This is a genomic window from Glutamicibacter sp. NPDC087583, from assembly GCF_044743685.1.
GTDB lineage: Bacteria > Actinomycetota > Actinomycetes > Actinomycetales > Micrococcaceae > Glutamicibacter.
The window spans coordinates 441,743-458,946 of sequence record NZ_JBIUWY010000003.1; the positions used below are offsets into that span (position 1 = coordinate 441,743).

The 17,204-nt window shown below is 60.9% G+C and carries 20 protein-coding genes; 16 read left to right on the top strand and 4 right to left on the bottom strand.

All coding sequences use genetic code 11. The features are described 5' to 3' along the window. The first annotated feature begins 123 nt into the window (after positions 1 to 123). The 10 genes from ACIOU9_RS11140 to ACIOU9_RS11185 all read left to right on the top strand — a co-directional run bounded on the left by ACIOU9_RS11140 (position 124) and on the right by ACIOU9_RS11185 (position 9,114). The gene (locus ACIOU9_RS11140) at positions 124 to 1,143 is read left to right on the top strand and encodes a LacI family DNA-binding transcriptional regulator (protein WP_105656299.1); all 1,020 of its coding nucleotides are present in this window, start codon (positions 124 to 126) and stop codon (positions 1,141 to 1,143) included. A 173-nt stretch (positions 1,144 to 1,316) separates the two neighbouring features. After that, positions 1,317 to 2,633, top strand: a complete 1,317-nt coding sequence (locus tag ACIOU9_RS11145; RefSeq protein ID WP_105661977.1) for an ABC transporter substrate-binding protein — start codon at positions 1,317 to 1,319, stop codon at positions 2,631 to 2,633. 570 nt (positions 2,634 to 3,203) lie between these two features. Next, positions 3,204 to 4,133: an N-acetylglucosamine kinase gene (locus ACIOU9_RS11150; protein ID WP_105656302.1), complete on the top strand. Its 930-nt coding sequence runs from the start codon at positions 3,204 to 3,206 to the stop codon at positions 4,131 to 4,133. Positions 4,134 to 4,229: 96 nt separating this feature from the next. Beyond that, the gene (locus ACIOU9_RS11155; protein ID WP_105656303.1) at positions 4,230 to 4,547 is read left to right on the top strand and encodes a bifunctional 3-phenylpropionate/cinnamic acid dioxygenase ferredoxin subunit; all 318 of its coding nucleotides are present in this window, start codon (positions 4,230 to 4,232) and stop codon (positions 4,545 to 4,547) included. Continuing rightward, the gene (locus ACIOU9_RS11160; protein ID WP_402696933.1) at positions 4,548 to 5,681 is read left to right on the top strand and encodes an NAD(P)/FAD-dependent oxidoreductase; all 1,134 of its coding nucleotides are present in this window, start codon (positions 4,548 to 4,550) and stop codon (positions 5,679 to 5,681) included. 7 nt (positions 5,682 to 5,688) lie between these two features. Further along, positions 5,689 to 6,945, top strand: coding sequence for an MFS transporter (locus ACIOU9_RS11165; protein ID WP_105656305.1), 1,257 nt, complete (start codon positions 5,689 to 5,691; stop codon positions 6,943 to 6,945). 152 nt (positions 6,946 to 7,097) lie between these two features. Next, positions 7,098 to 7,586: an Lrp/AsnC family transcriptional regulator gene (locus ACIOU9_RS11170; protein ID WP_105661972.1), complete on the top strand. Its 489-nt coding sequence runs from the start codon at positions 7,098 to 7,100 to the stop codon at positions 7,584 to 7,586. 200 nt (positions 7,587 to 7,786) lie between these two features. Continuing rightward, the gene (locus tag ACIOU9_RS11175) at positions 7,787 to 8,032 is read left to right on the top strand and encodes a hypothetical protein (RefSeq protein WP_105656307.1); all 246 of its coding nucleotides are present in this window, start codon (positions 7,787 to 7,789) and stop codon (positions 8,030 to 8,032) included. 358 nt (positions 8,033 to 8,390) lie between these two features. Then, positions 8,391 to 8,762 carry a hypothetical protein gene (locus ACIOU9_RS11180; protein ID WP_105656308.1) on the top strand — a complete coding sequence of 124 codons (372 nt, stop codon included), beginning with the start codon at positions 8,391 to 8,393 and terminating at the stop codon, positions 8,760 to 8,762. A 163-nt stretch (positions 8,763 to 8,925) separates the two neighbouring features. After that, the gene (locus ACIOU9_RS11185; protein WP_038993331.1) at positions 8,926 to 9,114 is read left to right on the top strand and encodes a hypothetical protein; all 189 of its coding nucleotides are present in this window, start codon (positions 8,926 to 8,928) and stop codon (positions 9,112 to 9,114) included. Here the strand turns inward: ACIOU9_RS11185 and ACIOU9_RS11190 are convergent. After that, positions 9,111 to 9,332, bottom strand: coding sequence for a LapA family protein (locus tag ACIOU9_RS11190; protein WP_105656309.1), 222 nt, complete (start codon positions 9,330 to 9,332; stop codon positions 9,111 to 9,113). The two genes, ACIOU9_RS11185 and ACIOU9_RS11190, sit on opposite strands and share 4 nt — an antisense overlap. Positions 9,333 to 9,334: 2 nt before the next feature. Then, on the bottom strand, positions 9,335 to 9,982 hold the full coding sequence (locus tag ACIOU9_RS11195; RefSeq protein ID WP_105656310.1) for a TetR/AcrR family transcriptional regulator: 648 nt from the start codon (positions 9,980 to 9,982) through the stop codon (positions 9,335 to 9,337). Positions 9,983 to 10,088: 106 nt separating this feature from the next. Here ACIOU9_RS11195 and ACIOU9_RS11200 point away from each other — a divergent pair, with 106 nt between their 5' ends. The 3 genes from ACIOU9_RS11200 to ACIOU9_RS11210 all read left to right on the top strand — a co-directional run bounded on the left by ACIOU9_RS11200 (position 10,089) and on the right by ACIOU9_RS11210 (position 14,067). After that, a complete protein-coding gene (locus ACIOU9_RS11200; RefSeq protein ID WP_402696935.1) occupies positions 10,089 to 11,516 on the top strand; it encodes a flavin monoamine oxidase family protein in 1,428 nt (475 codons plus the stop codon). Between the two features lie 3 nt (positions 11,517 to 11,519). After that, positions 11,520 to 12,392, top strand: a complete 873-nt coding sequence (locus tag ACIOU9_RS11205) for a universal stress protein (protein WP_402696936.1) — start codon at positions 11,520 to 11,522, stop codon at positions 12,390 to 12,392. Positions 12,393 to 12,543: 151 nt separating this feature from the next. After that, positions 12,544 to 14,067 (top strand): APC family permease, encoded by a 1,524-nt coding sequence (locus ACIOU9_RS11210; RefSeq protein WP_402696938.1) that lies wholly within the window; start codon positions 12,544 to 12,546, stop codon positions 14,065 to 14,067. A gap of 88 nt (positions 14,068 to 14,155) precedes the next feature. Here ACIOU9_RS11210 and ACIOU9_RS11215 read toward each other — a convergent pair whose 3' ends face one another. Continuing rightward, the gene (locus ACIOU9_RS11215; RefSeq protein WP_146112217.1) at positions 14,156 to 14,404 is read right to left on the bottom strand and encodes a hypothetical protein; all 249 of its coding nucleotides are present in this window, start codon (positions 14,402 to 14,404) and stop codon (positions 14,156 to 14,158) included. A gap of 167 nt (positions 14,405 to 14,571) precedes the next feature. Between ACIOU9_RS11215 and ACIOU9_RS11220 the strand changes: the two genes are divergently transcribed. Both ACIOU9_RS11220 and ACIOU9_RS11225 read left to right on the top strand, forming a co-directional pair. Further along, positions 14,572 to 14,976: a low molecular weight phosphatase family protein gene (locus tag ACIOU9_RS11220; RefSeq protein ID WP_105656315.1), complete on the top strand. Its 405-nt coding sequence runs from the start codon at positions 14,572 to 14,574 to the stop codon at positions 14,974 to 14,976. A 62-nt stretch (positions 14,977 to 15,038) separates the two neighbouring features. After that, complete coding sequence (locus tag ACIOU9_RS11225) at positions 15,039 to 16,184, top strand: MFS transporter (protein WP_388023154.1); 1,146 nt, start codon at positions 15,039 to 15,041, stop codon at positions 16,182 to 16,184. A gap of 74 nt (positions 16,185 to 16,258) precedes the next feature. On the opposite strand, the gene ACIOU9_RS11230 is transcribed toward ACIOU9_RS11225, so the two are convergent. Continuing rightward, complete coding sequence (locus ACIOU9_RS11230) at positions 16,259 to 16,741, bottom strand: Lrp/AsnC family transcriptional regulator (RefSeq protein ID WP_332487556.1); 483 nt, start codon at positions 16,739 to 16,741, stop codon at positions 16,259 to 16,261. 227 nt (positions 16,742 to 16,968) lie between these two features. On the opposite strand from ACIOU9_RS11230, the gene ACIOU9_RS11235 reads away from it, so the two are divergent. Next, positions 16,969 to 17,175, top strand: coding sequence for a helix-turn-helix domain-containing protein (locus tag ACIOU9_RS11235; RefSeq protein WP_105656318.1), 207 nt, complete (start codon positions 16,969 to 16,971; stop codon positions 17,173 to 17,175). Positions 17,176 to 17,204: the final 29 nt, after the last annotated feature.

Sequence of the window (17,204 nt, forward strand, 5' to 3'; positions counted from 1 at the left end):
AATGCGTAAGGGAATAGAATGGGAATGCGCTTTCCACGATAGTGAGGTGTAATTGGAGTGTCAACCATCACGTTCGCGAAAGATAAGCTTGTGCCAGGTTGCAGAGAATGATAAGGATTTCAGATGGCTGTTCGACTAACTGATGTGGCTAATGAAGCCGGGGTTTCCCTGGCGACCGCTTCGCGAGTGCTCAATGGGTCAGCACGCAAGCCGGCTGTGGAAATCTCGGATAAAGTGCGTGCTGCGGCTGAAAAGCTCGGTTACTTCCCCAATGCCCAAGCGCAAGCGCTTGCCAGATCCACCACGAAGCTGATCGGCTTGGTGGTCAGGGACATAGCCGACCCCTACTTCTCTACCATCGCCCGGGGAGTGCAGCGCTCTCTTGGTGATAGCGGTGTCCAGCTGCTTTTGGCCAGCACGGAGTACGATCCCGAGCGGGAAATCGAAGCCGTTCAGGCATTCATGTCGCAACGGACGGACGCTATCATCCTGTCGGGATCGCGCAGTTTGGGCGAGAACGGGCAGTTGCTGAAACTGATCGAGAATTATCAGGAAAATGGTGGCCAAGTCATGATTATCGGCCAGCCCATGACCGATATGGGCGGCATACAAATCGACAACGAGGCAACTGCCGAGCACCTGGCGGCCGAGTTGATCAGTGCCGGCCACCGCAGGTTTGTCGTATTGGCCGGGGAAGCGAATCTGCTGACATCAAGGGACCGTTCCAACGGGTTCCTGGAGAAGCTGAAGCGCAGTGGCCTGGATGCAGAGGAAGTTATCAGCGGCCCCTTCTCGCGCGAGGGGGCCTATGTTGCAATGAGCGATTACCTCAAGCGGCAGAAGTCGGCAGGCGGTGTCCATCGGGTGTGCGTGTTCTGCGTTTCGGATGTCATGGCCCTGGGTGCCATTCGGGCGATTCGCGAGAACCGCTTGCGTATTCCCGAAGATATCGCTGTGGTGGGATTCGACGACATCCCGACCCTTATCGACATTACGCCCACGGTCAGCACTGCTCGACTTCCTCTGGAAGAAATCGGAAAATGGGCTGGTGAGATGGCGCTGAACCACGGCGAACTGCGGAAGATTGTGGTTTCCGGTGTGCCGGTCCTGCGCGAGTCCACGCAGCTGGCTGACGGCCAGTAGTGATGTTCATTGGGAATCGTGCCATGCGAAAACTAACTGACTTGATTCCCGAAACCCCTTGACCAGTGACCGCAATCACACCTAGATTGTTTGGCAAGCGCTTTCCACAATGAAAAACCAGGTGTTGCTTGCAGGATGGCCTCGCATCACCACCCCACCCAAGGAAGATTTTCATGACTCAGCAGGTATGCACGAGAAAAACTGGACGGAAATTCGGTCTGCGGCTAAGCAAATCAGTTGCAGTTGTGGCGGTAGCCGCTCTGGCCCTCACTGGCTGTGGCGGTAGCAGCGCTGCCGACGGTGAGGACGGGAAGATCCAGCTTCGTTTCTCATGGTGGGGCTCGGATTCGCGGGCCCAGGCAACCAATGAAATTATTGAGGCTTTCGAAGCGGCCAACCCGGACATCGATGTCCAAGGCGAGTACTCCGACTGGAGCGGCTACTGGGACAAGCTCGCAACACAGGTTGCCTCCAACGATGCTCCGGACATTATCCAGATGGACGACAAGTACCTTCGCGAATACGCGGACCGCGGCGCATTGCTGGACCTCGAAGGCGTAGATGTTTCCAAGTTCGAAGACGTTGCCGTTCAAAACGGTACGACCGATGCCGGCCTTGTCGGCATTACCACCGGAATCAATTCCTTCACATTGACCGCAAATCCAAAAGTCTTAGCCGAAGCTGGCCTGGAAGTTCCAGATGACAAGACCTGGACGTGGGATGACTACCGGACGATCACCGAGACGGTGAGCCAGAAGCTCGACGGCAAATATGGAGCCGAAGCCCCGAACGAACCGGCCGGGTTGCAGACCTGGTTGCGTCAAGACAAGAAGAATCTGACGAGCTCGGATGGATCACTCGGATTCTCGCCTGACGATCTGGCCAAGTACTTCCAGCACCACAAGGACTTGATGGATAACGGTTCTTATCCAAAGGCCTCGGTCCTGGCGGAAAACCAGAATGCAGGTCCAGACCGTTCTATGACAGGCACGGGAGTGGCAGCCTTCGGCATGTGGTGGAGCAACCAGTTGGGAGGCCTTTCCACAGCGGTTGGTTCGGACTTGGTTCCGCTGCGACTGCCAAGCCACACCGGCAAGGCTGAGGACAATGGTCTTTGGCACAAGTCGTCAATGATGATGTCGGGGTATGCTCGCACCGAACACCCGGAAGAGGTCAAGAGATTTGTTGACTTCATGGTGAATTCGCAAGAAGCTGGCGCGCTGAACCAGATGGACCGCGGGTTACCTTCGAACACCGAAGTGCGGGAACAAGTCGTCTCAAAATTGGATTCAATCGAAGCTTCTTCTGCAGAATTCGTGACGAGCTTGAAACCCGAACTTCAGAGCACGGAACCAATCCCGCCAATGGGGTTCAGTGCGGTTCAGGATGTCCTCTACCGTTATGAAATGGAAGTGTTCTTCGAGCGCCAGAGCGTAAGCGACGCGGCGCAGAATGCCTTCAAGGAAATCGAAACTGCGGTAGCCCAATAGCTGAACGAGAATCAACCATCGTTCTTGCGGTCGTTGCAATCCCTGGATCCCGGGGATTGCAACGGCCTTTGCGCGTTCGAGGGAAAGTTCATTCTGCTCCTCCTTCAACTCTCTGCGCGATGCAATCCTTGAATTCGTCACGGCTCGTGCCGTACAGGGCTGCGGTTTGGGCCAAGCTTCCAGATGCCTCATAACCTTGTTCGGTCGCGATCTGCGCCCAAGCAAGCCTCTCCAGCCAATTGCGTGCGACGAGTCGCGAGTGCACCAGCAACCGGGATGCGAGTCTCCAACGGCCGTTGAACTTTCCAGGACATGGCCTATCGGAAGGGTGCTGCCAATCAGCTGGAATCCCGCAGAGGTGGATTGCCATTGGGTTCCTGCGTTCTTCCATTCATTGCCAGAGGCAACCACACCGCGGGGCCCGCAGTTCTGGGCCGCGAAGCTGCTGACTCGACCGTGCCGGTGATCAGTTCGCGGCACCTGCGGATTGCAGGGCGAACCCCGCCAGCTCTGCGGCCAATGCGGGGAGCGCAAAGTATCCTGGAAACAAAGTGCAAGAGGAATGGAAAAATGGCATCTGGACTTTTGGCAGTAGACGGTGGGCAGACCGGAATCAAGCTGAGATTCGAGCAGGATGGCAAAACTGCAGAATTAGCGCTTCCCGGTGTGCAAACCCATGAACCAGTCCTGCCCCAACTGGCACGCGCCATTAACCAAGCTGCCGCTGCCGCCGGATGGGAGTGCAGCACCGTGAGCGTAGGCACCACAGGCCTGGTGAAAGCCGAACATGATGCACGGCAGCTCTACGACCTCATCGGATCCAGCGCTATTTCCCATATTGCGCTGGCCCACGACTCGGTGACCAGCTATCTCGGAGCGCTGGGAGAACGCCACGGCGCTGTCGTTGCAGCCGGTACCGGTGTCGTCACCTTGGCGGTAGGCCCCCGCTCGGTGGCCCGAGTTGATGGATGGGGCCACATCATGGGTGATGCCGGCAGCGGCTATTGGATTGGCCAGAAGGCAATGAACGCGGCCATGCGCGGCTTTGACGGCCGCGGGCCAGCCACCGCGCTGACCGGGGAACTCGCGAAGCGCTGGCCCGATCTCTCCGAAGCGTATATTGACCTGCAGGCGATACCGGACAGGGTGGCCATCGTCGCCTCCTTTGCGCAGACGGTTGCCCAGTTGGCCGCGACCGATGAAATGGCGGCGCGGATCTGCGCGCTCGCCGGTGCAGAACTGGCCAGCTCCGCAGCAACGGCATTGCGCCGCGCGAGGCTGGAACAGCAGGCCGGAGCGATTCCGGTCGCAGCCATCGGGGGAGTGCTCGCCGGCGAATTCGCCAGAAGCAGCTTCGTGCGGGAGCTGCACCTGCTGGTCCCTGCCGCGCAAGTCCAGGATTCGCCGGGAAATGGGCTGGACGGAGCCCGTGCATTGGCCCTCCTGCCAGCGGACCACGCCTTGCAAGGCCTCGTATCGCGCTTGCACGCCCAGCCATAAGACGTGGGCAGCGGTGATAACTGGCCATCAAATAGGCGCAGGCAATCAATAGGTGACAAGATTAGTGGAGAACGTCGTGATTATTAAGGAGTCATCGTGAGTTTCCGAGTCGGTCCCGTAGATCTTGTCCCCGAAGGCGAATCGCTGCTGGTTGAAGCCAAAGACAGCGGCGCAAGCGAAGACATCGCGATCTTCCACGCCGAAGACGGCAACTTCTATGCGCTGCAGGATGAATGCACCCACGAGGTCGCTTCGCTTTCCGACGGCTGGCTCGAAGACTGCAGCATCGAATGCCCCATCCACTCCTCGACCTTCGACCTGAAAACCGGCAAGGTGCAGTGCATGCCCGCCACCGTGGACGCCCGGACCTACAAGGTGGACGTCGTGGACGGCTTCTTGGAGCTTGAAATCTAAATGCATTCCGTGCACATCATCGGAGGCGGGGTCGCGGGGTACGCACTGGCCCGGCACCTGGTGCAACAGCAATACGCCGGATCCATCAAGATCAGCGATGCCCAGGGCCTGCCCTATGATCGTCCGCCGCTGAGCAAGTCCCTGCAGGTTGAACCGTTCGCACCGGTGTCCTGGTACCAGCACCATGGCGTCGGCCTGATCCAGGAAGATGTCCAAAGCCTGCAACTGCCGCAATCCGCTGACGACTGGGTTGTGCTGGCTACCGGCACCACGCCCAAGGCATTGGATGTTCCCGGTGGGCACCATGCGCTCAGCCTGCACAGCGCTGCTGACGCCGCCCGGATATCCGACGTCCTGGAATCGGGGATGTTCGGCCAGCGGGTGCTTGTCATCGGAGCGGGACTGGTCGGGGCCGAATTCGCGTCCACCGCCAAGATGTCCGGGGCACAAGTCACCTTGATTTCCAGCTCCGACGCACCTCTTGCCCACGTGCTGGGCCAAGAACTTGCCGAACAGCTGCACGCAGATCATGCCAACCACGGCATTGCCACCTTGACTGGTGCGGTGACCGAGCTCGGCCCCAACTATGCACTGGCCAATGGCCAGCGCCATGATGCGGAGCTGATCGTGGCAGCCATCGGCGTCGAACCTGAAACCGCGCTCGCCGGGCATCTGGGCCTGGAAGTAGACGACGGGATCGTTGTCGATTCCCAGCAGCGTTCCCTCAGCAACCCGCAGGTGCTGGCTATCGGCGACGTCGCCCGGGAGGAAAACCAGCCCCGTGCGGTGCACTGGGAAGCTGCCATGGAAGATGCCGCCCAAGCGGCGGCAACAATCATGGGCACAGCCGCACCGAAGCGTTCGGTGCCATGGTTCTGGAGCGACCGCCACGAAATGCACGTGGAAACCGTGGGCGACTTCAGCCAGGCCGCCAGCACCGTGACGCGCCTGAACCGGCGAGGCAAGATCCAGACGGTCTTCGGGCTCGACGCCAAGGGCTCATTGGTGTCCGCTTCGATGATCGATGGCGGCCTGATGGCCAAGGCCGTGAGACGGCTCATTGCGAAATCAGCCACCCCAAGCATTGAACAATTGAAGGACCCCCTGACGGGTCCGCGCGAGTTAGGCCGGTAAGAAACTTATGAATGCAGCCGAACCACTGAAGGTTCCCGCGGCCCTGCAGACGCCCACCAAACGGGTTGGCCCTGGCTGGATCGCTGCGGTTGTCATTGTCCATATCGGTATCAATGTCGGCTTCTTCGCACCGATCCAGGTGCTGCTCGGATTGCACGCCGAACAACTGGATGCCAGCCAGAAGAACGCGATTCTCTCGCTGGTCACCGGCGTCGGCGCGGCCGTCTCGCTGGTAGCCAACCCGCTGTTCGGCGCGCTCAGCGACCGCAGCACATCGAAATTCGGGCGCCGCATCCCGTGGGTGTTCTTTGGAACTATCTGCGCTGCGCTGGCCCTGCTGCTGATGTCGACCTCGCAAACCGTGAGCACGCTGGTCATCGGCTGGGCGCTGATGCAAGCTGCCGGCAACGCCGCGCTGGCTGCGATCTTCGCGGCCATCCCGGACAAGGTGCCGGTAGAGCAGCGCGGCATGGTTGGCGGGCTGGTGGCCTTGGGCCAAACCTGCGGTTCGCTGATCGGTGCCGTGATCGGCATGGTCGCTGCGAGCAACCTGGTCTTCGGCTACGCCATCGTCGCTACCGCCGTGGCCATTTGCTCCATTCCGTTCGTGCTGATGCGCCAGGATGTTCCGCTGCCCAAGGGAGCACTGGAGCCTGTCAAGCCGCTGGAATTCTTGCGCAGCTTCTGGATCAACCCGGTCAAGCATGCCGACTTCGGATGGGCCTGGCTGACCCGCTTCTTGCTGTATCTCGGTTGCCAGCTGTGCCTGGTCTACTTGCTGTTCTTCCTGCAGGATGCCATCAAGCATCCAGAACCGGCCCAGGGCGTGCTGGTGCTGACCGCGATCTACGCCTTCTGCGTGATCTTCTCTTCGGTGATCTCCGGCAAGCTCTCGGACAAGGACGGCAAGCGCAAGAAGTACGTCATCATCTCTTCGGTCATCGTGGCCGCCGCGGCCGGCGTGCTGGCGACGGCAACCTCCTTCGCCACCGCCATTGTCGCCGCAGTGCTCCTGGGCATCGGCTTCGGCGCCTACCTGGCGGTGGACTTTGCGCTGCTGACCCAGGTATTGCCGAACGCCGATTCGCGCGGCAAGGACCTGGGTATGATCAACATTGCCAACTCGCTGCCGCAGGTGGTCGCCCCGCTGATCGCCTGGCTGGCGGTGAGCTGGTTCGGCGGCTACCCAACCCTGTTCCTGTGCTCTGTGGTGATCAGCCTCCTCGGCGCCGTGCTGGTACGCCAGATCAAGAGCGTTCCGTAGGTCCTGGACGAAGCATTCCCCAGCGTCGCGCACCGAGCGGAACGGAAACGGTGCGGCACCGGGAACTGGTGGCGGAAAAACGCCAAGGGGACGCCAACCGGGCCGTATGATGAATCCAGCGAACCGCGATAATGAGGAGCAGGTGCGGCTGAATGTCGATGAACGAATCCGGGCGGGAGAGCCGTGCAACGCAGCTTGATGGCATAGACCGCAAACTGCTGGCGTTGCTGACGAAGAACTCCCGGCGGACCAACAACTCCCTCGCCGAGGAGCTGGGCATAGCACCGTCCACCTGCCTGGCGCGGTTGAATGCCTTGCGCGATTCGGGAGTGATTTCGCGCTTCACCATCGAAGTGGATCCGCAGGTTCTGGGCCGGGAGCTCGAAGCGCTGATCTTCGTGAAAATCCGTCCCGGAGCCCGTCACCTGATGTCGAACTTCGCTACTGACATGCGCAGCAAACCGGGGGTGCGACAGCTGTTCTTCCTGGGCGGCGCTGACGACTTCGTCCTGCACGTAGCGGTGCGCAATTCTTCGGATGTGCGCCAGTTCGTGCTCGATAACCTCTCGGCCAATCCGGCCGTGGCCACCACCCAAACCTCCCTGGTATTCGAACACGGCCACGGCAGCGGAGAGTACTAGGCCCCATTCTTGACCGATTTCCATCTCGCCGATGTTCGCAGGAACAACCCGCAGCCCTGCGTTGGTCGAAGAAACATGCTAAACTTGATGTTCTTCTCTTAGCATGGCTGCGGCCCGTTGGCAGCTGGGGATCGGTTCTCCAGACAAGCAACGGACCCCACCGCAGCTGCGACTGAAAGAATGGGGAGGTCGAGAAGATAATGCATTTTGACGCAACTGTTGTCACCGCACTGGTGACCTTGATTGTTCTGGCCATCGCAACCGTTGTGCTGGTGATCCGGTACAAGCGCACCCACCAGGCAGAAATCCGCCAGGCCCTGGTTGCCAAGGCCCGGAAGCGCGGCGTTGCCTCGCCGGAAGACCTGTCGAACCACGATCTGGTACTGCAGATCCGCGCGGCAAAGCGCCAGCGCAAGCAGGATGGGCAGGACCTGAAGACCGCATAGGGTTTGCACCCATGCGCTGACGATGCTGGGCCCCAGTCCATTTCCGGACTGGGGCTCAGCCGCGTCAAGGGCCTTGGGCAGCCGCTGGCCCCGTCTTTACCCAATGCCAATGAACCGGGAAATGGTGTCGGGAATAAACGGCAGGTGCCAGCGGAATGCAGGCAGGTAATTAACCTCGCGCAATTCCGGGAAACTATGTCCCCGGTCACCAGAAAGGCCGATTTAACCCCTGAATCATGCGGATTGCATCACAGGGGCATGTGGGGTTCTGAACAAACCACTTCTCAATAGATAAATGGTCGGAAATGATGGATATGACTGGAAATGCAGCAGCGTTAATTCTTTAGGAGCAACAACAATGGCCTCGATCCCACTCGGTGAAGACATCCTCTTGGCACGCCACGGCGCCAACATCGTCAAGCTCCGCCAGGATCGGAAGAACCGCACCACTGTTGCCCATCTGCGCGGTGGAGCCACCGATACGGCCTCGAACCTGCTCACCGCACCAGTTCCCGCATTGACCCCGGCAGCCAGCTTCACCCAGGGCGCGGCTCGCTACCTCAACGATGAAGCCGAGGTTAGCCGCGGCGAAGTTCGTTCGCTGGTCAAGATCTCGCTCGGCTTTTCTGCCATCATGGGCATCGTCTTCGGCGGCCTGGTCTTGGCTTTGTACAAGGTCGGCGGCAATGAAGCTCTCCAGTCGCTGAGCTACATGGGCGCAAGCCAGTAGCTCTCGCAAGCATTTCCAGGAAAACGGGATTCCGAGGCAACTCGGGATCCCGTTTTCCTGTTTCCGGACCAGGTGCTTACTCCGAGGCCGGGCTTGCGGCAAGTCTCGTATTTCATGCCCGGCAGGCATAGGATGGCGGCAACGGGAAGGACGGGAGCAGGCCATGCGTTTTGTTTTGGAAGTTAACTTCGATACCGAGAACATGCAGCTCAAGCCATTGGAGGAGCTGCAGAAGATTCTGCGCGACTGGTCGACGAACATCACGATGTATCCGATCGTTGCCGGCGCCCAGGAAGATGTCTACGACTCGGATAACGAGCAGGTGGGGGAGTGGGCAATCCTCGACGACTAGCCTCGCCGTCTGGAGAACCACCCGATGGCATACCCTGCGGCCAGGGTAATGAGCAGGACAAGCCACAGCGGAGCCGTGGAATGGATCAAGAAGAATTCAACGCGGACGAAGGCCAGGTTCTGCAGCATGAAGACCACCGCGAGGATCACCAGTGCAATAGCTGCCCATTGCTTGGCGCTAAGCCCCTTCTTCGGCGGCCGCTGTTCCGGATAGCCCATGCTCAGCTTCCGTTTGCCAGCAAGCCGGCAACGAGGGCCGACAACCCGCGCTGGAACGAATCGTCGCTGGTATCAAGCTCTGATCGGCGTTGCGCCGCCACAGCCTGGGTGAAATGCGGAGTGAGATCCTGGTGATTGCTGGTGTCGAAAATGTCATGCGGGGCGGCCGTATCCATGGCCGAACCGAAGATGAATGACTCCAGTGCAACAATCGTCGGCACAATCTCGTTCTCTGCCATGCCGAAGTCTGCCAGCGCTTCGGCAACGCGCTCGTACATTCCCAAGGTGCGCGGCGAATCGGAGACGGGCAGTACCGCGATGACCGGAATCAGGGGAATGTGCCGCGCGAAGACGTTCCGGTAGCTCGTAGCCCATTGAAGCAAAGCCTGCTTGGTATCGGCTTGGTCGAATACCGAGGTGTCTATATCGGCCATGACCAGTTCCTGGATCCACTGCAGGAGGTCGTGCTTGGAATCGACGTGGTTGTAGAGGGCCGATGGAGAGACGCCCAGGGATTTTGCCAGCCGCTGCATGGTCAGGGACTCGTAGCCGTCCCCGGAAACAAGTTCCAGCGCGTGCTCGGTAATGCGCTCCCGATTCAGCACCGCCTTGCGCGGGCGCCCGGCTCGCCTGGCTTCCGTTTCACTCATGCGGACCTCTTCCTGACGTGGGGTGCTTCACAACTGGATCTTCGTACCCTATGCTATATGACAGGTAAATGAACCTTATTCATTTAAATGTGCAAGGGAGTCGATCATGCAACATCTGGAACGCGACGTCGTCGTCATCGGTGCAGGGCCATCGGGACTGACAGCAGCCTATGAGCTGAGCAAGGCCGGCAAGTCCGTCGCGGTGCTCGAAGCCCGCGACCGCGTCGGCGGGCGCACCTGGACCGACGTCATGGACGGCGCGACCATCGAGATCGGCGGCCAGTGGATCAGCCCCGACCAGACCGGCCTCTACTCGCTGATCAATGAACTTGGCATCGAGACCTTCGAACGCTACAAGGCGGGCAAGAGCGTCTACCTCACCGGGGAAGGCGAGCGGATCGCCTATGAGGGCGAGGACTTCCCGGTGGCCGCCAGCACCGTGGCCGAAATGGACAAGCTGGTAGAACTCATGAACCAGCTGGCCGCCGAAATGGACCCGGACAAGCCGTGGGAGCACCCTGAGGCCCAGGAGCTGGACCAGGTCTCCTTCCACCACTTCCTGCGCCAGCACTGTGCCGACGAGCTGGCCTGCAACAACGTGGGCCTGTTCATCGCCGGGGGCATGCTGACCAAGCCGGCGCACACCTTCTCCGCGCTGCAGGCGGTGCTCATGGCGTCCTCGGCCGGCTCCTTCGACAACCTGGTGGACGAGGACTTCATCCTGGACCGGCGCATCGTGGGCACCATGCAGGGCGTATCCAAGACGCTGGCCGAGAAGCTGGGCCAGCAGACCGTCTTCCTGGACAACCCCGTGCTCAAGCTCGAATGGTTCGATGGCGGGGTGGTGGCCCACGGGAGCACCGTGACCGTCTCGGCGAAGAAGGCCGTGCTGGCGGTACCGCCGAACCTGTACTCGCGCATTTCCTACGTCCCGGCGCTGCCGCGCAAGCAGCAGATCACCCACCAGCACCAGTCCATGGGCCTGGTCATCAAGGTCCACGCCGTCTACGACACCCCGTTCTGGCGCGAAGAGGGCCTGTCGGGCACCTGCTTCGGCCCGAGCAGCCTGGTCCAGGAGCTCTACGACAACACCTATGCCGGGGAGGAAACCGGCACACTGGTCGGCTTCATCTCGGATCTGAAGGCCGACGCCATGTGGGAACTGGACGAGGAACAGCGCCGCGCGGTGATCCTCAAGGCCATGGCCGGCTACCTGGGCGAGAAGGCACTGGATCCCAAGGTCTTCTACCTCTCGGACTTCGCCGCCGAGGAATGGACCCGCGGCGCCTACGCCACCAGCTACGACCTGGGCGGGCTGCACCGCTTCGGCCCGGCGCAGAACGAGAATGTCGGACCGATCTACTTCTCCTCCTCGGATCTGGCCGGCGAAGGCTTCCAGCACGTGGACGGCGCGGTGCGCATGGGCCGCCGCTCGGCCGCGCGCATCATCGCCGCACTGGATGGCACCGCCTACGACCAGAGCTACGATGGCGTTGCCACGCTGACCCCGTCCAAGGAAAAGGCCAGTGCCTAGACCATGAAATTGCTCGTAGGTTACACCGCGGACCAGCGCGGTGCCGAAGCCATCGAACTGGCCAGCGCCCTGGTGGCCGGTACCCGCGACGCGTCCTTGCGGATCGCCATCGTGCTGCCTGCCGCCACCCCGTTCAACGCGGTCTACCCCGGCGGGGACCATGGGTTCTCCTCCATCCTCTCCGACCAGGTGGACCGCTGGGCGGCGCAGGCCCTGGCCCTGGTGCCGGAAGGAATCGCCACCTCGGTGGTAGCCCGTTCCGTGCCCTCGGTGGCCGAGGGGCTCATCGGCCTGGGCGAGGAATTCGGGGCCCACGGGATCGTGCTGGGCGGCCGCAAGCGCCACCGAGCCGGATTCTTCAGCCCCGGGGCGATCGCCAATGCGCTGCTGCATTCCTCGCCGATGGCCGTGTTCATGTCCTCGCCGGCCTCCCTGGCCACGCTGCGCGCGGCCAGCGGGAAGATCACCAGGCTGACCGCATTCGTGGGGGACCGCCCGGGGGCACGGGAAATCATCGGTCTCTCGGCGCGGATCGCTGCCGCCTGCGGACTGCCGCTGCGCGTGGCCACGCTGGTCTCCCATATGGACCTGGCCGACCCCCGGTTGGAGCTGGATGACCATCTGGCCCAAACCCGCAGCTACCTGCGGGAACTGACCGGTTCCCTGGGCCTGGAGGCGGTAGTCGAGGTGGTCTCCGGGCGCGGCCTGGACGAAGCGGCCGCCCAGCTGTCCTGGCAGGACGGGGACCTGGCGCTGCTGGGATCGGCCCGGCTGGCCGCCCCGCGCCGATTGTTCATCGGCCCCAAGGCCCAGCGGATCCTGGGCCAGCTCAACGTCCCGATGGGCGTCGTCCCGACCCTCGAGGCTGCCAGCTAGAAGGCAGCGCATCATTCCTGCACGATCCTTGTTCCCCGGGCACTTGCCGTCGCGAAGCACGCGGACGGTGCCCATCTGACCCCTGACGGAAGGTGGCTCGGTACTTCTGGCCGACGCACTCACACCTCGCTAATTGTTTAAGGTAACCACCATGTCGCACGACTTGAGGCAGGCATCGCCGCCTGCACGCTCCGAGAGCGGACTGCACGAAAAAGGACTGTCCAAGGGCACCGTTGGCGTTCTGGGGCTTGTCGTTATCGGCATCTCCTGCATCGCCCCCGCCTACACCCTCACCGCAGGCCTCGGCGCCACGGTGGCCGAAGTCGGCACCAGCCTGCCTGCGATCCTGCTGGCCGGATTCCTGCCGATGCTGCTGGTGGCCTTGGGCTACCGCGAGCTGAACAGCGCCATGCCCGATTCGGGCACCTCCTTCACCTGGGCGACGCGTGCCTTCGGCCCGATGATCGGCTGGATGGGAGGCTGGGGCCTGATCGCTGCGACGGTGATTGTGCTCTCCAACCTGGCGGCAGTGGCCGTGGACTTCTTCTATATCCTGATTGCCCAGCTCACCGGCCAGCCGTGGATTGCGGAGCTGACCGGCAACCTGTGGGTCAACATCCCCACCACGCTGGTGTTCATTGCGGTGGCCGCCTGGATCTCCTACCGGGGCATGAACGCCACGAAGGTCTTCCAGTACGTGCTGGTCGGGTTCCAGGTGGCGGTGCTGCTGCTCTTCGCGGTCATGGCCCTGACCTCCAGCCAGCCCAATGATCCGACACCCCTCACCTGGCAGATGTTCAATCCGGCCGGCATCGATACCTTCTCGGCCTTCGCCGCGGGCATCTCGCTGTCCATCTTCGTTTTCTGGGGCTGGGATGTCACCCTGACCATGAACGAGGAAACCACCGATCCGAAGAAGGTCCCCGGACGCGGCGCCACCTGGACGGTGCTGGTGATCATCGCGTTGTACCTGGCCGTATCCCTCGGGGTGATCTACTGGGCCGGGGTGGGCACCACGGGCCTGGGCGCAGGCAACCCGGAGAACCAGGAATCAATTTTCGCGGTGCTTTCCGGTCCGGTCATGGGCCCGCTGGCGATGCTGATGTCCTTGGCCATCTTGTCCTCCTCCGCGGCCTCGCTGCAATCCACCATGGTTTCGCCGGCACGCACCTTGCTGGCCATGGGCTACTACAAGGCGCTGCCCTCCAGCTTCGCGAAGATCTCCGCGCGCTTCATGTCCCCGTCGGTGGCGACTTTCGCCTCCGCTGCTGCCGCTGCCGTGTTCTACGTGGTCACCAGGCTGCTCTCGGAGAACGCATTGTGGGACACGATCACGGCGCTGGGCCTGATGATCTGCTTCTACTACGGGCTGACCGCCTTGGCCTGCGTCTGGTACTTCCGCGGGGAACTGTTCGCCAATGCCAGGAACTTCTTCTGCAAGTTCTTGGCGCCGTTGGCAGGTGGCGTCGTCTTGCTGGTGATGTTCTTTGCCACCGCCATCGAATCCATGAATCCGGACTACGGTTCGGGCTCCAATATCGGGGGAGTGGGCATGGTGTTCATCCTCGGGGTCGGCGTGCTGCTGCTGGGCGTTGGCATCATGCTGTGGATGCGGGTGCGCCACCCGGCGTTCTTCAAGGGAGAAACCATCAAGACCTACAAGCTGCTGAAGTAGGACCGGCGCAACGAACCAGAAGGACCACTCGCGAACGAATCGCGGGTGGTCCTTCGTGTTCGGTGCCGCCGCAGGAGCTATCTTGCCGCTAATCGGCGGCGTCGGCCCGGGTCATGTGCTTGGCCACGCCGATGGCGGCCAGCACGGCGCCGAAGGGGATGAGCGCGCTCTGGATCAATGAATTAAGGAAAGCCAGCGGCGCGCTGCCCAAAGGGCTGCTTCCAAAACCGGATTCGAAGCTCCACATCGCCAGGACTGGCAAGATGCTGCTGATGAGAACGCCTGCCAACACGATGACGACGCCGGATACAATCATCTTCTTATGTAGAGCAAGCAACGTTTTCTCCTATTGCCTTGGGCTGAGTATTTCCAACCGTAGCCAATTCCGCCACTTTTAGCTACAGTGGGAGTGCTGTTTGCTTTCGCCAAAGGCAGGTCTTTGCCTGCTTCGCAACCTTCTCGTCCAAAGGCCCCTAACCGGCGCGCAAATGGTTCAATAGGTTCATGGCTAACTCGGTACTTTTCATCTGCTCCCGCAATGCAGGCAAATCGCAAATGGCGGCCGCATTGATGGACTACATTTCTGAAGGGAAAGTTACCAGCTACTCGGCTGGAACCAACCCAGGTTCAGGCATCAACCACGAAGCGGTTGAATCGCTCTCGCAGGCCGGCGCAGACATGTCGCAGGGCACGCCCAAGGCCATCGACCCTCGCGTCGTCGAGCAAGTTGACCGCGTGGTAATCCTTGGCTCCGATGCGAATCCGCAATTCGATCCCTCCATCAAGACCGAACGCTGGGTCACCTACGAACCCAGTGAAGACGGCATCACCGGTGCCGAACGAATGAACATGATCCGCGATGAAATTGCTGATCGCGTCCGTGAACTGTTCCACGAGTTGGAGCGGTAGAAATCACTGTTCGCATCACCACCCGAAAGGCAACTCCGTGGTGGCTTCCGGGCGTATGCCTTGTGCTCACTGGTTGGTGCGCCAACCAATACGTATCGCTGATCAATTGGTACCAGCAATTCCGCGAACTCAGTGAGTTCGAGGCCATGCTGGTCATGGGCAGCTACCTGGCGGGCATGATCCCGGCGTTGGCTTTCGGCGGACCGCTGGCGGACAAGTTCGGGCGCAAGCCATTTTCGCTGCTAGCCCTGGCCTGCTCCATTCTGGGATCCCTCGGGCTCATCTTCGGATCGGTTCACGAGTCCGGTCTCTATGCGGGACGCATCCTGACCGGCTTGGGCATGGGCCTGGCCATGGTTGCCATCACCAGCTGGGTGAAGCTGCTTAGCCCGGGAGCTGCCGGCGCGACTCGCGCCGCGCTGTGCACGTCCTTGGGCTTCGCGCTGGGACCGGTCATTTCAGGGGCAATTGTCGGGACCAGCGGCAGCCCGGAACTGGCATACATCGTCCATGCCGCCGCGGCGCTGTCCTGGTTGCTGTTGATGTTCTTCACCCGAGAAGACCGAGTCACTGACCGGGCAGGGCATCATCTGGAGGCCGACGTGACGACTCCGGCAAACCTCCAGCGGTTCTACCGCATCGTCTTGCCCGCAGCCCCATGGGTCTTTGGCATGGCGGCAACAGGGTTTGCCGTGGTTCCGGCGCTGAGCAACGGCGCCGGTGAATCCAGCCTGTTCTACACCACCTTGGCAGTCGCGGTCACCATGGGCATGGGCACCTTGATCCAGCCATTCGTCAAGAGATTCAATGACTTGGGCAAGATCAAGCTGCTCATGGCTGGACTGGCTACCTCGCTGGCTGCACTGCTCATGATGATCGCAGTGTCGCTGAGCGGCTCAGAATTCTTGGGAATTATCGCATTCGCCATAGCCGGTTCGGCCAATGGCATTTTGCTGGTTGCCGGGCTAAGCCAGGTATTGGATCTTGCCGGCGGCGCCGATGTCGGCAAATTGACCGGCCGGTTCTACATGTGCTGTTTCATCGGGTTCAGCTTCCCGACATTCTTTGCACTGTGGCGCACGGTCGCTCATCCTGCTCTATTCATTGGCCTGCTTGCCGTGCTCTGCCTGCTGTCCATGATGCAGGTGTACCGCTCGGCCAAGTATCTGCCCGCTGCCATTCTCGAAGAAGTTCCAAACAGGCCATAATGCCAAACGCCGCTGCCGGCCACCTTGCGGTGCCGGCAACGGCGTTTACGCATTGGACTCCAACATACTGGGAGCTAGTCCTGGCTCAGCTTCTTGAGCAGCTCGGTAGTGCGGAATGGGATGACATCGCGCAGGATCATCGAGGTGGAAGTGCGGGTTATGCCCGGGCAGAGGCGGATCTCTTCACTGACCCGGTACAGGTCATCCGGGTCAGTCGCGGCCACACGAATCAACAGGTCCGTGTCTCCCGCCGGCGCGACGCATTCCAGAATCTCGGGAATCTGGCGCAGTGCGGCGATGGCCTCATTCAAGCTGGCCTGGTTCAATTCAGCGCTAACGAAAGCGCTGACGCCACGGCCCATGGACGCAGGGAGGATTCGCGCGGTGTTCGGGCGCAACGCACCTGAATGGGCCAAGCGTTCCAAACGAGTCTGCACGGTGCCGCGGGCCAGGCCCAGCTGCTGCGCCAGCATCATGATCGGCACACGCGGATCCGCATCGAGTGCCAGAAGGATACGCCGGTCGGTTTCATCGAGCTGATACGTATCCGAATTCATGTGGTGGTCTCCTGAGACAGGTTGTGTTGCGCGTGCATAAGTACCAACCTAGATTTTAGTCAATATGACCAGTGAATCCCAAATGTGTTGCGCGGATTGGCCGATATTATTGCGTGCAAGTCGGCTACTGGGGTCAACAGGGCGAATGCTCGGGCGAAAAGCCATCTTTTATCCACAAAATAACCAGGCTGAGATCAAATGGGCGCTAATCACAGTAACCTGTTGATATGAGGTTTTTGCGGTTGGAAGACGTGGCAGAGGAACTGAATGTGAAGCTGCCCCAGGTCCGCGCTTTGGTGAAAAGCGGCGAGCTGCCGGCCATCCAAATTGGCGGGCGGGGCATGTGGCGCGTGGAACGCGTTGCACTGGAGAACTATATCCAAGAACGCTATGCGCAGGCCCGCGACGATATCGCGAACGAATCCCAGAGCTGAATGCGGTGCCCTTGGCTGTTCCCGAGTCC

What these genes read in the sequence shown, in the direction of transcription:
- ACIOU9_RS11185 (WP_038993331.1), top strand. Translation starts at nt 8,926, where the DNA reads ATGCGTTTTGTTTTGGAAGTTAACTTCGATACCGAGAACATGCAGCTC.
- ACIOU9_RS11210 (WP_402696938.1), top strand. Translation starts at nt 12,544, where the DNA reads ATGTCGCACGACTTGAGGCAGGCATCGCCGCCTGCACGCTCCGAGAGC.
- ACIOU9_RS11230 (WP_332487556.1), bottom strand. Translation starts at nt 16,741, where the DNA reads ATGAATTCGGATACGTATCAGCTCGATGAAACCGACCGGCGTATCCTT.
- ACIOU9_RS11200 (WP_402696935.1), top strand. Translation starts at nt 10,089, where the DNA reads ATGCAACATCTGGAACGCGACGTCGTCGTCATCGGTGCAGGGCCATCG.
- ACIOU9_RS11180 (WP_105656308.1), top strand. Translation starts at nt 8,391, where the DNA reads ATGGCCTCGATCCCACTCGGTGAAGACATCCTCTTGGCACGCCACGGC.
- ACIOU9_RS11190 (WP_105656309.1), bottom strand. Translation starts at nt 9,332, where the DNA reads ATGGGCTATCCGGAACAGCGGCCGCCGAAGAAGGGGCTTAGCGCCAAG.
- ACIOU9_RS11165 (WP_105656305.1), top strand. Translation starts at nt 5,689, where the DNA reads ATGAATGCAGCCGAACCACTGAAGGTTCCCGCGGCCCTGCAGACGCCC.
- ACIOU9_RS11140 (WP_105656299.1), top strand. Translation starts at nt 124, where the DNA reads ATGGCTGTTCGACTAACTGATGTGGCTAATGAAGCCGGGGTTTCCCTG.
- ACIOU9_RS11235 (WP_105656318.1), top strand. Translation starts at nt 16,969, where the DNA reads ATGAGGTTTTTGCGGTTGGAAGACGTGGCAGAGGAACTGAATGTGAAG.
- ACIOU9_RS11220 (WP_105656315.1), top strand. Translation starts at nt 14,572, where the DNA reads ATGGCTAACTCGGTACTTTTCATCTGCTCCCGCAATGCAGGCAAATCG.
- ACIOU9_RS11160 (WP_402696933.1), top strand. Translation starts at nt 4,548, where the DNA reads ATGCATTCCGTGCACATCATCGGAGGCGGGGTCGCGGGGTACGCACTG.
- ACIOU9_RS11170 (WP_105661972.1), top strand. Translation starts at nt 7,098, where the DNA reads ATGTCGATGAACGAATCCGGGCGGGAGAGCCGTGCAACGCAGCTTGAT.
- ACIOU9_RS11145 (WP_105661977.1), top strand. Translation starts at nt 1,317, where the DNA reads ATGACTCAGCAGGTATGCACGAGAAAAACTGGACGGAAATTCGGTCTG.
- ACIOU9_RS11195 (WP_105656310.1), bottom strand. Translation starts at nt 9,982, where the DNA reads ATGAGTGAAACGGAAGCCAGGCGAGCCGGGCGCCCGCGCAAGGCGGTG.
- ACIOU9_RS11175 (WP_105656307.1), top strand. Translation starts at nt 7,787, where the DNA reads ATGCATTTTGACGCAACTGTTGTCACCGCACTGGTGACCTTGATTGTT.
- ACIOU9_RS11150 (WP_105656302.1), top strand. Translation starts at nt 3,204, where the DNA reads ATGGCATCTGGACTTTTGGCAGTAGACGGTGGGCAGACCGGAATCAAG.
- ACIOU9_RS11205 (WP_402696936.1), top strand. Translation starts at nt 11,520, where the DNA reads ATGAAATTGCTCGTAGGTTACACCGCGGACCAGCGCGGTGCCGAAGCC.